Source organism: Anoxybacillus sp. FSL W8-0382 (assembly GCF_038003845.1).
GTDB classification, from domain to species: Bacteria; Bacillota; Bacilli; order Bacillales; family Anoxybacillaceae; genus Anoxybacillus; species Anoxybacillus flavithermus_G.
Genome location: NZ_JBBOPX010000001.1, coordinates 767,764 through 780,914 on the forward strand (window position 1 = coordinate 767,764; position 13,151 = coordinate 780,914).

The 13,151-nt window shown below is 43.1% G+C and carries 17 protein-coding genes and 1 other annotated feature; of the genes, 15 read left to right on the forward strand and 2 right to left on the reverse strand.

The features are described 5' to 3' along the window. The first annotated feature begins 14 nt into the window (after positions 1 to 14). The 13 genes from mreC (at position 15) to pheA (ending at position 9,010) form a co-directional block, all read left to right on the forward strand. Positions 15 to 875, forward strand: a complete 861-nt coding sequence (gene mreC / locus NSS60_RS04020) for a rod shape-determining protein MreC (protein WP_004889238.1) — start codon at positions 15 to 17, stop codon at positions 873 to 875. Beyond that, the gene (gene mreD, locus NSS60_RS04025) at positions 872 to 1,396 is read left to right on the forward strand and encodes a rod shape-determining protein MreD (protein ID WP_004889239.1); all 525 of its coding nucleotides are present in this window, start codon (positions 872 to 874) and stop codon (positions 1,394 to 1,396) included. The genes mreC and mreD overlap by 4 nt, the downstream gene beginning before the upstream one ends. 36 nt (positions 1,397 to 1,432) lie before the next feature. After that, positions 1,433 to 2,125 carry a septum site-determining protein MinC gene (gene minC / locus NSS60_RS04030; protein WP_035018497.1) on the forward strand — a complete coding sequence of 231 codons (693 nt, stop codon included), beginning with the start codon at positions 1,433 to 1,435 and terminating at the stop codon, positions 2,123 to 2,125. Positions 2,126 to 2,127: 2 nt separating this feature from the next. Then, positions 2,128 to 2,934, forward strand: a complete 807-nt coding sequence (gene minD, locus NSS60_RS04035; RefSeq protein WP_004889241.1) for a septum site-determining protein MinD — start codon at positions 2,128 to 2,130, stop codon at positions 2,932 to 2,934. 87 nt (positions 2,935 to 3,021) lie between these two features. After that, positions 3,022 to 3,753 carry a M23 family metallopeptidase gene (locus NSS60_RS04040; RefSeq protein ID WP_064214437.1) on the forward strand — a complete coding sequence of 244 codons (732 nt, stop codon included), beginning with the start codon at positions 3,022 to 3,024 and terminating at the stop codon, positions 3,751 to 3,753. Continuing rightward, positions 3,746 to 4,609, forward strand: coding sequence for a M50 family metallopeptidase (locus NSS60_RS04045; protein WP_064214436.1), 864 nt, complete (start codon positions 3,746 to 3,748; stop codon positions 4,607 to 4,609). Before NSS60_RS04040 ends, NSS60_RS04045 begins: the two co-directional genes overlap by 8 nt. Positions 4,610 to 4,653: 44 nt before the next feature. Continuing rightward, positions 4,654 to 4,732, forward strand: a sequence feature (ribosomal protein L21 leader region). A 14-nt stretch (positions 4,733 to 4,746) separates the two neighbouring features. Further along, positions 4,747 to 5,055 (forward strand): 50S ribosomal protein L21, encoded by a 309-nt coding sequence (gene rplU, locus NSS60_RS04050; RefSeq protein WP_003396311.1) that lies wholly within the window; start codon positions 4,747 to 4,749, stop codon positions 5,053 to 5,055. Positions 5,056 to 5,065: 10 nt separating this feature from the next. After that, positions 5,066 to 5,401, forward strand: coding sequence for a ribosomal-processing cysteine protease Prp (locus tag NSS60_RS04055; RefSeq protein ID WP_004889244.1), 336 nt, complete (start codon positions 5,066 to 5,068; stop codon positions 5,399 to 5,401). A gap of 13 nt (positions 5,402 to 5,414) precedes the next feature. Beyond that, positions 5,415 to 5,705 (forward strand): 50S ribosomal protein L27, encoded by a 291-nt coding sequence (rpmA, locus tag NSS60_RS04060; RefSeq protein WP_003396301.1) that lies wholly within the window; start codon positions 5,415 to 5,417, stop codon positions 5,703 to 5,705. Between the two features lie 92 nt (positions 5,706 to 5,797). Then, positions 5,798 to 6,361, forward strand: coding sequence for a Spo0B C-terminal domain-containing protein (locus NSS60_RS04065; protein ID WP_035018499.1), 564 nt, complete (start codon positions 5,798 to 5,800; stop codon positions 6,359 to 6,361). A 21-nt stretch (positions 6,362 to 6,382) separates the two neighbouring features. Then, positions 6,383 to 7,669, forward strand: coding sequence for a GTPase ObgE (gene obgE / locus NSS60_RS04070; RefSeq protein WP_004889246.1), 1,287 nt, complete (start codon positions 6,383 to 6,385; stop codon positions 7,667 to 7,669). 22 nt (positions 7,670 to 7,691) lie between these two features. After that, positions 7,692 to 8,132, forward strand: a complete 441-nt coding sequence (locus NSS60_RS04075; protein ID WP_004889247.1) for an ACT domain-containing protein — start codon at positions 7,692 to 7,694, stop codon at positions 8,130 to 8,132. A 14-nt stretch (positions 8,133 to 8,146) separates the two neighbouring features. Next, a complete protein-coding gene (gene pheA / locus NSS60_RS04080; protein WP_064214435.1) occupies positions 8,147 to 9,010 on the forward strand; it encodes a prephenate dehydratase in 864 nt (287 codons plus the stop codon). Between the two features lie 11 nt (positions 9,011 to 9,021). On the opposite strand, the gene NSS60_RS04085 is transcribed toward pheA, so the two are convergent. Next, positions 9,022 to 9,555 (reverse strand): transcription repressor NadR, encoded by a 534-nt coding sequence (locus NSS60_RS04085; RefSeq protein ID WP_064214434.1) that lies wholly within the window; start codon positions 9,553 to 9,555, stop codon positions 9,022 to 9,024. Further along, entirely contained in the window at positions 9,552 to 10,688 is a 1,137-nt protein-coding gene (locus NSS60_RS04090; protein ID WP_064220453.1) for an IscS subfamily cysteine desulfurase, read from the reverse strand. The genes NSS60_RS04085 and NSS60_RS04090 overlap by 4 nt, the downstream gene beginning before the upstream one ends. A gap of 96 nt (positions 10,689 to 10,784) precedes the next feature. Here NSS60_RS04090 and nadB point away from each other — a divergent pair, with 96 nt between their 5' ends. Together nadB and nadC are read left to right on the forward strand one after the other, a co-directional pair. After that, positions 10,785 to 12,317, forward strand: coding sequence for an L-aspartate oxidase (gene nadB / locus NSS60_RS04095; RefSeq protein WP_064214433.1), 1,533 nt, complete (start codon positions 10,785 to 10,787; stop codon positions 12,315 to 12,317). Further along, positions 12,314 to 13,144, forward strand: a complete 831-nt coding sequence (gene nadC / locus NSS60_RS04100) for a carboxylating nicotinate-nucleotide diphosphorylase (RefSeq protein WP_004889254.1) — start codon at positions 12,314 to 12,316, stop codon at positions 13,142 to 13,144. The genes nadB and nadC overlap by 4 nt, the downstream gene beginning before the upstream one ends. The last annotated feature ends 7 nt before the right edge of the window (positions 13,145 to 13,151 follow it).

Genomic DNA, 13,151 nt, shown 5'->3' on the forward strand with positions numbered 1-13,151 from the left:
AAGAAGGTGTTTTTATGCCGAAGTTTTTCTTAAATAAACGGCTCATCATATTGCTTGTCAGTATCATGCTTCTCGTCGCCTTGATCGGTTTTTCATTGAAAGAGCGAAACGAATTAAGCTGGATGGAAAAGTTTGTGAAAGACACTGTTGTTTTTATGCAATCGATCGTGCACAAGCCCGCACAGTTTGTTGCGGGCTTCTTTGAAAATGTGAGTGATTTGCGCCATACATACGAGGAAAACAAACGTTTAAAAGAGCATTTAGAACAATACGTTCTTTTGCAATCAGAAGTGGAGTTGCTAAAAAAAGAAAACGAACGTTTGCGTGAGCTTTTGAATAAAAAAGAAAGTTTACGTGACTTCGTTGCTATTCAGGCGACAGTCATTGGGCGCAACCCAGATCGTTGGGAAGAGACGTTAATTGTCAATAAAGGATCACAGCACGGTGTGGAAAAAAATATGGCGGTTATTACACCACAAGGACTAATCGGAAAAGTGCGGAGCGTATCGCCATTTAGCGCCACGGTGCAACTGCTAAGCGCAAAAGATCGGCAAAATCGCATTTCAGCGTTCATTCAAGGGGATGAAAACGTATTCGGCTTAATTGAGGGGTATGATGAAGAGCGGGAAGCATTGTTGCTTAAGCGCATTCCGTATGATGCGAAAGTAGAGAAGGGACAGCGTGTGTTTACATCAGGACTTGGTGGGATTTTCCCAAAAGGATTATTTATCGGAGAGATTGAAGAGATCGTTGCAGATGAGTACGGGCTTACACAAATTGCCTACATCAAGCCAGCAGCGAATTTTTATGATATTGAAGATGTCATTATTGTGAAAAGAAAAATTGATATGGTGCAAGAGGAGGAAGAGCAATGAATCGCTTCTTTCTTTCTTCTCTTGTGACCGTTGTGTTTTTATTTGAAAGCATCATTGTCCAATTGCTTTCCTACCCGCTATTTGATGTTTATTTGCTTGTTCCGCGTATGTTACTCGTTTTTATCGTGTTTATTACGATTTTTATTGGACAAACAGAAGGAATGACGTACGGATTCATCTTCGGTCTATTATACGATGTAGCATATACGGAACTGTTAGGTGCTTATGCCTTTGCCTTTTCGCTCATCGCTTATTTAATTGCAAAGGCGATGAACGTTTTTCATAAAAATGCATGGACGGCTTCTTTTTTTGCCATTGTGGCGATTGCATGTGTCGAATGGTACGCATACGCCATCCAACTTGTTATCGGTGGAACAACCATGTCTGTCCAAACGTTTTTACAAGCACGTTTTTTGCCAACGCTGTTTATTCATACAATTGTCATTTTAGTGATCGCTTATCCGTTAAAACAAACGTTGTTAAAGTGGCATAAGAAACAGGACGAATCGTCGCGAGTGTGAAGGAATACAAAAAAACGCGGAGAACTATTCATTGAGGTGAAAGTCGTGGCTGGCAAGGAGAAAAGAGCATATGTGTCGATGAAAGGAACGAAAGAAGGACTGATGTTGTATCTCGACGATACGTGCGCCTATGACGAATTGTTAAAGCAAGTGGACGAATTGTTGACGACAACAACTCGCGACGAAGAAGGTCCGCTTGTTTCGGTGCATGTACATGTTGGCAACAGATATTTGACGCGTGAGCAAGAAGAACGATTGCGCGATGTCATTCGAATGAAAAAAAACTTAATCGTCCACTCGATTGTAAGCAACGTAATGACGAAACAAGAGGCGTTAGAATGGAAGAAGAAAAATGAAATTGTATCTGTTGCGAAAATTATTCGTTCTGGGCAAGTGCTACATGTCGATGGAGATTTACTGTTAATAGGTGATGTGAATCCTGGCGGAACTGTTATTGCCACAGGAAACATTTTTGTATTAGGGGCGTTACGCGGCATTGCTCATGCGGGATATGATGGCAATCGTCAAGCGATTATTGCTGCGTCAGTTATGAAGCCGACACAGTTGCGCATTAGTGATGTGATGAATCGAGCACCAGACTATCGTGCTGATGAAGGAAATGAAATGGAGTGCGCCTATATTGATGAACACGATCAAATTGTTGTCGATCGCCTGCAACTATTGATGCATTTACGACCGAATTTAACCCGATTAGAAAGGAGCATTTGACAGTGGGAGAAGCGATTGTTATTACTTCTGGTAAAGGCGGCGTTGGCAAAACAACAACGACAGCCAATCTCGGCACGGCGCTCGCCTTGCTAGGAAAGCGCGTCTGTCTCGTTGATACCGATATCGGGCTACGCAATCTCGATGTCATCATGGGGTTAGAAAATCGTATCATCTATGATCTTGTCGACGTTGTTGAAGGACGTTGCACGATTCAAAAAGCGCTCGTCAAAGATAAACGGTTTGAGGATCGCCTTTATTTATTGCCAGCTGCTCAAACGAGCGACAAGTCTGCTGTGACGCCGAAACAAATGAAACAGCTCATTGACGATTTAAGACAAGATTACGATTATATTTTAATTGATTGCCCAGCAGGTATTGAACAAGGATATAAAAATGCTGTCGCAGGAGCGGATGAAGCGATCGTTGTGACGACGCCAGATATTTCAGCGGTTCGCGATGCCGACCGAATTATCGGTTTGCTTGAAAAAGAAGAGCATATGAGACGACCACGTTTAATTATTAACCGCATTCGCAGCCATATGTTGAAAAATCATGATATGTTAGATATTGATGAAATTGTCATGCACTTATCGATTGATTTACTCGGCATTATCGTTGATGACGAACATGTGATTAAAGCATCAAACAATGGCGAGCCGATCGTTCTCGATCCGAATAGTAAAGCGTCCCTGGCGTATCGCAACATCGCCCGTCGCCTTCTCGGTGAATCGGTTCCGCTTATGTCGCTTGATGATGAAGAACAAAAAGGCTTTTTCTCGAAAATTAAAAAACTGTTTAGCGCTCGTTAGCACTTCCGATTGGAGGTGCTTTTTTCATTCATATGTTCCCGACCTCCCCCATACATATAATACAAATAGGACGAGAGGGGTGGGAGTGTGAGCGATCGAATTGAACATATTCGAAAACGAATCGCCAAGCGAAAAAAGGAGCGTGAACGTTACGTTCAAACGATGTTGACGAATTGGGGCGAGGATGAAAAATACGGGAATCCGACTGTTGTGACGTATGATGGCGATCGGGAGCCGCCGATGTTTCGTAAAGATATATTTTTATTGAAAAGTTTTTTGGCGGCGATGTTATTTTTTAGCGTTGCCATTTTGTTTCAATATGATTCTCCGAAAATAGAAGGGGCACGCACATTCGTCAAACAAGTGATGGAAAAAGATTTTCAATTTGCGACCGTTGCGCAATGGTATGAAAACACATTCGGCAAGCCGCTTGCATTTTTTCAAACAAAAAAACAACAAGAGACAACCGCTTCAGCGTATGCCTTCCCTGCTTCAGCACGTGTTGTAGAAACATTCGAACATAATGGACAAGGCGTTGTTATTGAAACTAATCAAGCCATTAAAGCAGTCGAAGAAGGGATTGTCGTGTTCGCCGGTGTGAAAGAACCGTATGGAAAAACGGTCATTATTCAACATGCGGACGGAAGCGAAACGTGGTATGGAAAATTATCAGCTATTTCTGTAAAGTTATATGATTTTATTGAGGTGGGAAAAGAAGTAGGGAAGGCGGAAGAGAATAATCAGAAAAGTGTATTTTATTTTGCCGTTAAAAAAGGGGATCGCTTCATTGATCCGGTTCAGGTGATTTCCTTTGAATAAATGGGTAGCTATATTTATGAACATTCATATTCATCCGCTCTTTTGGTTTGTTGCGTTGATAGCTGTCATGACTGCGCAATTTCAGACGCTCCTTTTACTATTTTGGATTGTGCTTTGGCATGAGCTTGGGCATGTTGTCGCGGCACATCTTTTTTCGTGGCGTGTGAAACGCATCCTGCTTTTGCCATTTGGGGGGGTGGCTGAAATGGATGAGCATGGAAATCGTCCGTTTTACGAAGAGTTGATCGTTACAATTGCAGGTCCGCTTCAACATCTAATCATCTTTTTTATAGCATATATTGCTCATCATGCGAACGTCATATCGAGTGAGATGTACCGCCAATTACTCGAATACAACTTATCCATTTTACTCATCAATTTATTACCGATTTGGCCGCTCGATGGAGGAAAGTTATTGTTCCTTTACCGTACAATGCGTACATCGTTTCGAAGGGCGCATGAACAAGCGCTTTATGCGTCGATCTTTTTTTTAAGCGTATGTTTTATCTGTTTATTGACGATGGCGCCGATGCAAATCAATTTATGGATCATTGTTTGTTTTTTAGCACATGCCGTTTGGCTCGAATGGAAGCAACGAACGTATGTATGGATCCGTTTTTTGCTTGAACGTTACTATGGAAAACGAATAGAATATCGAGCGTTAAAACGTCTTGTCGTGGATGCAAATGATCCTTTATTTCGCGTTCTTCTTCTATTTCATCGAGGGAAAAAACATGCGATTATTGTAAAGAAAAATCAAATGGAAATGGAGCTCGATGAAAACGAATTGCTGTATGCATATTTTCATGAAAAACGAACGAATGAACCGATCGGCCATTTACTTTATACGTATTGACAATTGTTTTCTTTTTATGCTATCATCTTCTATGTTGTGTAGCACCCGTGCTACAACCGCTCAGCTAAGGCTATTTAAGCGTTCGCTTGAACCGCCTCGCAGCTGGCGAGTCTGAGTCTAATTTAGGAGGTGCAAATATGTACGCGATTATTGAAACTGGTGGAAAACAAATTAAAGTACAAGAAGGTCAAGCCATTTACATCGAGAAAATCGATGCAGCAGAAGGCGAAACTGTAACATTTGACAAAGTGTTATTTGTAGGTGGCGAAAACGTAAAAGTTGGCAACCCTACAGTCGCTGGTGCAACAGTAACGGCGAAAGTTGAAAAACATGGTCGTCAAAAGAAGATCATCGTTTTCAAATATAAGCCAAAGAAAAACTATCGTCGTAAACAAGGTCATCGCCAACCATACACAAAAGTTGTCATCGAAAAAATTAACGCGTAAGGCATGAGCGATGATTCGTATAACGATTAATCGAACGGCAGAAGGAACGATCCGTTCCTTTACCATTAGCGGACACGCTCAGTTTGCGAAGCGTGGGCAAGACATTGTATGTGCTGGTGTATCCGCTATCTCGTTTGGTGCGGTCAATGCAATCATTGCCTTGACGAATGTGAAACCGATCATTCAACAAGGAAAGGACGGCTATCTTCATTGTGAACTTCCGACAATTGAAGATGCGAAAGTGTTAGCCGACGTGCAACTTCTTCTTGAAGGAATGATCGTGTCGCTCCAAACGATTGAGCGTGATTACGGAAAATACGTCAACATAACGACGAAAACGTTGTAGGAGGTGACACGACATGTTGCGTTTAGATCTTCAGTTTTTCGCATCGAAAAAAGGGGTAGGTTCAACAAAGAACGGTCGTGATTCGATCGCAAAACGTCTTGGCGCGAAGCGTGCAGACGGTCAATTCGTTACAGGCGGTTCTATTCTTTACCGTCAACGCGGAACAAAAATTTACCCAGGATTGAACGTAGGCCGCGGTGGCGATGACACACTTTATGCGAAAGTTGATGGCATCGTTCGTTTCGAGCGCATGGGTCGCGATCGTAAAAAAGTGAGTGTTTATCCTGTCGTGAAAGAAGCATAAAGAAGTGGAAAACTCTAACCGACTTGGTTAGGGTTTTCTTTTTGTTGGCGTATGTTATAATTATACTCAAAATGTTTATGGGAGAATGAATGATGGAGAAGCGGTGGACAATTGTAGAAGCGTTGCGTCATTCCAGGCACGACTGGCTCAATAAAGTTCAGCTCATTAAAGGGAATTTATCGTTGCAACGGATGGATCGCGTCAATGAGATTATTCAACAAATTATCATTGAGGCAGAACATGAAGCGAAGCTAACGAATTTACAAGCGGAACGGTTCGCTGAATTATTGATGACGTACCATTGGCAAGCTCGCCATATTCAACTAGAGTATGAAGTGTTAGGAGAGCCACGCTCGCTACATGCGTATGATCATATGCTTGTTACATGGTGTCAAACATTTTTACATATGCTTGAGGAATGTTCTTCTCCACATGTTGAAAACTATGTAACGATTACGATTGATTTAACGAAGAAAGATGTGCGCCTCTTTTTTGATTATCGCGGTATGCTTCACAAATTTGAGGCGGTGAAAGCATGGATTCAAAAACATAGTCAATATGAGGCGCTCTCGCTTTATGAATATGTCATTCAAGAACATGAACTAACGCTATGTGCAACTATTTCATCTTTTCACATCTTTTTAAATGAAAGATGAACAGATCGGAGGAGAAAGGCGATGTTTGTTGATCAAGTGAAAATATATGTGAAAGGTGGCGACGGCGGAAACGGAATGGTCGCGTTTCGGCGCGAAAAATACGTTCCCAAAGGTGGCCCAGCTGGAGGGGACGGTGGAAAAGGCGGCGACGTCGTATTTGTTGTTGATGAAGGGTTACGTACGTTAATGGATTTTCGCTATCAACGCCATTTTAAAGCGCCACGTGGCGAGCATGGCATGTCGAAAAATCAACACGGGAAAAATGCCGAAGATTTAATTGTAAAAGTGCCACCGGGAACGGTTGTCATTGATGATGAAACGAAAGAGGTCATTGCTGATTTAACAGAACATGGACAACGATTTGTCGTAGCAAAAGGCGGTCGCGGTGGACGGGGGAATACTCGCTTTGCAACCGCATCGAATCCTGCGCCAGAAATTGCTGAAAACGGTGAGCCGGGACAAGAACGATACGTGACGTTAGAATTAAAACTGCTTGCTGATGTAGGGCTTGTCGGGTTCCCGAGCGTTGGTAAATCGACATTGTTATCTGTCGTTTCAGCTGCAAAGCCGAAAATTGCCGATTATCATTTTACGACAATCGTTCCGAACTTAGGTGTTGTTGAAACGGAAGATGGCCGCAGTTTCGTCATGGCTGACTTGCCAGGTCTTATTGAGGGAGCTCATCAAGGTGTTGGGCTTGGCCACCAGTTTTTACGTCATATTGAACGAACGCGCGTCATTGTGCACGTCATTGATATGGCTGCCATCGAAGGACGGGATCCGTATGAAGACTATTTAGTTATTAACGAAGAGCTAAAGCAGTATAATTTACGATTAACGGAGCGGCCGCAAATTATTGTTGCGAACAAAATGGATATGCCGAATGCTGAAGAACATTTGCGCCAGTTTAAAGAAAAATTAAACGAAGACGTTCCGATTTTCCCTATTTCAGCAGTCACGCGCCAAGGGATTCGTGAACTGTTATTTGCGATTGCCGACCTGCTTGAAACGACGCCGGAATTTCCTCTCTATCCGCAAGAGGAAGAAGCGATTCATCGCGTCGTTTACAAGCTTGAAAAAGAAGAAGTTCCGTTTCATATTACGCGTGATGATGATGGGACGTTTATTTTATCCGGAGAAAAGATTGAAAAACTGTTTAAAATGACCGATTTTTCACGCGAAGAATCAGTACGTCGATTTGCGCGGCAATTGCGTTCACTTGGAGTCGACGATGCGTTGCGCGCTCGCGGAGCAAAAGATGGAGATATTGTCAAGCTGTTGAATTACGAATTTGAATTTGTTGATTAATGCGAAAGGGGGCGCTTGTGCGGTGGATAAAAAGTTTTACTTAGTACGTGAAGATGTGTTGCCTGAGGCGATGAAAAAAGTGCTGGCCGCAAAAGAATTAATTGAACGTAAAAAAGTAGATTCTGTCGCTGATGCTGTGCAACTTGTCGATGTTAGCCGAAGCGTTTTTTACAAATATCGCGACGCCGTTTTTCCATTTCATACGATGGTGCGCGAAAAAATCATCACGCTTTTTTTCCATTTGGAAGACCGCTCAGGCACCCTTTCGAAGCTATTAAGTGTTGTTGCAGCAGCCAATTGCAACGTCCTTACGATTCACCAGACGATTCCGCTTCAAGGGCGTGCGAACGTTACGTTATCGATTAGCACGAGCGAGATGACGATGACGATTGATGAACTACTTTCCCAATTAAAACAGTTGCCTTTTGTTGAAAAAGTCGAGATTCTCGGTTCAGGGGCGTAGAGAGGAGAGGAAATGTGAAAATCGGATATTTAGGGCCAATGGGGACGTTTACGCATGCAGCTGTTGAAGCTGTGTTTCCCCATATGGAGAGCGTTCCATATCATACGATTCCACAATGTATGGATGCGGTGCGTGACGGTGACGTACCGTTTGCTGTCGTGCCGCTTGAAAACGCACTTGAAGGTTCTGTCAATTTAACGATTGACTATTTAATTCATGAATGCAATTTGCCGATCGTTGGGGAAATTATTGCACCGATCGAGCAACATTTGCTCGTTCATCCGTCTCATTTGGACGATTGGAAGCACATTAAATGTATTTATTCCCATTCACATGCGATTGCACAATGCCATAAATTTTTACATCGCCATTTAAAGCATGCCACGTACGAATACGTCACTTCAACAAGTGCAGCAGCTAAATATGTCAGCGAACATCCGAAAGAAAATATTGCAGCGATTGGCAATCGACTCGCGGCAAAACAATACGGTTTAGCGATTGCGAAAGAAAACATTCATGATTATGACTACAACCATACACGCTTTATCGTTTTACATCGTGAGCGTTGCACATTGCCTGTGGGAGAGAAAGAGGACGGGTTTAAAACGACATTAATGGTCATGTTGCCAAAAGATCAAGCAGGAGCGCTTCATCAAGTGCTATCAGCGTTTGCATGGCGGAAACTAAATTTGACGAAAATCGAATCTCGTCCTGCAAAAACAGGCTTAGGGAACTACTTTTTCATTATTGATATCGATCAAAAAATGGATGACGTTTTAATTCCGGGAGCGATTGCGGAGCTAGAAGCGCTCGGCTGTACGGTGCAACTATTAGGCAGCTATCCATATTATACCGTAAAAAAAACATCCCTCGTGTAAAGGGATGTTTTTTATTCGATTAAAAATCCTGCTTGTTTTAAAGCTGTACATGCTTCATCGAGCTTTTCTACACGATCTGCTTCAAGCGTATGCAAATGAACTCCACCTGTCAGTTGAGATAAGTAGGCAGATTTCGTCTCGTTAATCTTTTGAATAAATTCGTCGACTTCTAACCGATTGCTAACCATAATGGACGCTGTTAAGTCTCCGTATACAGGATGCTCAATTTTTACGTCTTTTACGGTGACACCATGGTCGACGATCGTATATAGTTCATCTTTCGTTTGTTCTGGTGTGTGACAACAAGCGATGATGCGCGTATACGTATGGGCAGAAGAGGGAGACAAATATAAGTATCCTTGGCTTGTTGCGATAATAGGTTCGTTTTTTGCTTTTAACAGCGAAATATCTTGAACAATGACTTGGCGGCTCACATTTGTTTTGTTTGCCAATTCTGTTCCTGTCATCGGTCGTTTTGTTTCTTTCAACCACTGTAAAATAAGTGCTCGTCGTTCTTCCCCTAGCAGTTTTCTCTCTTTTTTCATGTTGACATCCTTTCTTTTTGAAGCTGTTCAAGTACGGAAACAACCGTTTCTACGTCGCTTTTTGTTGTATGCGCACCAAATGAAAGACGAATGAATTGTTTCGCTTCATCCGCTTCCTTACCGATGGCGATCATCGTTTTAGACGGCGCTTGCTTTCCGACTTGGCATGCGCTTCCGGTAGAAATAGCAATGCCGTGGCGATTGCAGTGTAACATAACGTATTGCCCCTCAAAGCCGTGAACGAGACAGCCGATGATTTGTGGTAGTTGATCCGTCGGATGTTCAAAGACGGTAATTGTCAACTGCTTTTCATTTATTTGTTCGACAAAATAACGACGCAACTCGCTCATTTTTTGTTGAGTGACTTCCCTCTTTTTCTCGGCTTCCATTGCGGCTGTTGTAAACGAAGCGATGCCAGATACGTTTACCGTCCCAGGTCGAAAACCTCCTTCATGCGTCGTGTTCGGTAATGACATATACCAAGGAACGCGCGGATGGATGTAAACAGCGCCGACCCCTTTTGGACCATAAATTTTATGGCTAGCGATCGATATGCTGTCAACGTGTAGCTGTTTCACATCTATCGGTATTTTACCAAAAGTTTGTACACAATCGCTATGAAAGACAATTTGTTTTTTCTTTAATAATTCGCCAATTTGTTTTAATGGTTGAATCGTACCAATTTCAGAATTGGCATGTTGAATAGAGACGAGAATGGTGTCGTCCGTCAATGCTTGTTCTAGTGCTTCGACGTTAACTTGTCCGTAGCGATCGACGGGAACGTACGTAATAGAAAATCCTTCTCGTTCAAGCTGTGCGCACACAGCATGAACGGAAGCATGTTCGATGCTTGATGTAACAATGTGCTTTCCTTTATGGCGCTGGGCATAAGCAAGCGAACGAATAGCGAGGACGTTCGCTTCTGTTCCTCCGCTTGTAAAGTATATTCCTTTTTCCTCACCGCCAATGAGCTGAGCTATTTGTTTTCGGCAAATAGTAAGCAACTCATTGGCAGCTGTTCCGACGTCATGTAAACTACTTGCATTTCCGAAATATGTTTTTGCACTTTCTACATAAACTGCTAAAGCTTCTTCGCTCATTGGCGTCGTTGCAGCGTAGTCGAGATAAATCATCACAGTCACCTTACCACTTCCCAAAATAAAAGTCTTGTCATCAGTTTAAATATATGTCAATATAGGTGTCAAGACAGTATGAAATGGAGGAGCATCATGCATAAAGCAGATGTGATTATTGTTGGTAGCGGCCTCGCGGCGTTAATGGTTGCCTATCATTTATGTGAGCATAAAAATGTGATTGTTTTCACGAAGTCTAATAAAGAAGTAAGTAACTCTTGGCTGGCTCAAGGAGGGGTGGCTGCGGCCATTCACCCTGCGGATCATTGGTTATCTCATTATGAAGATACGATTACAACGGGATGTGAACATAACGATGATGAAGCGGTACGCATTTTAGTTCAAGAAGGACGAGAGGCGATTGAACAGTTTATGCATCTCGGTTTTTCATTTGATGTTGATGAGCGTGGGGAACTACTTTTTGGGCGTGAAGGCGCGCATCGCATGAGACGCATTTTACATGCCGGGGGTGATGCGACTGGAAAAAAGATGGTGGAATTTTTATTTGAGAAGCTTTCGAGTCGTGTTTTATTTATTGAAAACGATCCGGTCATTGATTTGCTCGTAAACGACGGACGTTGTGTTGGCGTGCGGACAAAAAACGGCCTGTATGTAGCCGAAGCGACAATCGTTGCAACGGGCGGCATTGGACAGTTATATACGTTTACGTCGAATGTGGAAACGGCTACAGGCGATGGAATTGCCATGGCGTATCGGGTCGGCGCTGCCGTGGCTGATATGGAATTTGTACAATTTCATCCGACGATGCTTTATGTAGATGGAAAGGCAGTTGGTCTCATTTCCGAAGCGGTACGCGGTGAAGGAGCGACGTTAGTGACAGACGATGGTCGACACGTCATGGATGGGGTGCACCCGCAAAAAGATTTAGCGCCACGTGACATCGTATCGCGAGCGATCGATCGTGAAATGAAAAATGGACATCTCGTTTTTTTAGATATTTCAGCGATTCCGCATTTTTCATCCCGTTTTCCGACGATCACTTCCCTTTGTGAGCGCTATCAAATAAACTGGCGAAGCGGTCTCATTCCTGTTGTGCCAGGTGCTCACTTTTTAATGGGCGGCATCGTTGTGAATGTTGACGGTGAAACGACGTTGCCGGGGTTATATGCTGTTGGAGAAGCGGCATGTACAGGTGTGCATGGGGCGAATCGTTTGGCGAGCAACTCATTGCTTGAAGCGCTCGTGTTTAGTAGGAGAGTTGCTTTTCGCTTATTACAAAAAATGGAGCGACGCTCTGTGATGGAAAAAAGCGAAAAAAAAGAAAGCAACGAACGCATTTCACTGCCGACGAAAGAACAAATTCAGCAAACGATGACGCAATATGTTGGCATTGTGCGCGATTATGATCAATTGCTTCAAGCGAAACAATGGTTTGAACAATATTCCATTCATAAGCTTGTCAACATGGCATCTGAGCATGATGATGAAAAACGGACGATCATATACATGTTAATCGTTGGATGGCTTATCACGACTTCAGCTTTGCAACGAAAAGAAAGTCGCGGGGCTCATTATCGAAGTGATGAGCCGTTTGAAAAAATGTATTGGGAAAAGCGGCGCATCGTGCGCACGAAAACAGAGCATCTCATCAAGGAGGGATTTCGTTGAATGAGGTTAAGCTAACTGAACTACTAAAACAATTTTTCTTAGAGGATATTGGGGATCGCGATATCACGAGCGAGACGATTTTCTCAGCTACAGATACAGGAAGCGCTATATTTGTCGCAAAAGAGGATGGAATTATCGCGGGTGTATGTGTCATCGAAATCGGATATAAGCTGTTACACGAAGCCATTACATGTGAATTGTATAAGCAAGATGGAGAACGCGTGAAAAAAGGGGAGACGATTGCGGTCGTTTCTGGTCCGATCGTTCCTATTTTATCCGGGGAGCGTGTGATTTTAAATGTACTTCAGCGAATGAGCGGCATTGCGACATTGACAAATGAGGCTGTGCGCGCATTAAATAGCGATCATACACGCATTTGTGATACACGGAAAACGACTCCAGGGCTTCGCATGTTAGAAAAGTATGCGGTTACGTGCGGAGGTGGGTACAACCATCGTTTCGGCTTATACGATGGGGTAATGATTAAAGATAATCATATTGCGTTTTGCGGTTCTATTGCAAAGGCGGTTGAGCGCGTCCGTTCAAAGCTCGGTCATATGGTAAAAATTGAAGTCGAGACTGAGACGAAGCAACAAGTGATCGAAGCAGTCGAGGCGGGAGCGGATGTCATTATGTTCGATAACCGCACGCCTGATGAAATTCGCGAGTTTGTGCAACTCGTTCCATCATCTATCGTCACGGAGGTGTCAGGCGGTATTACGCTTGAAAACATTTCTAATTATCGAGATACAGGGGTTGACTACATTTCGCTAGGTATGTTGACGCATTCGGCGAAAGCGCTAGATATTAGTTTAAACGTGCAGTAGGAGGAAT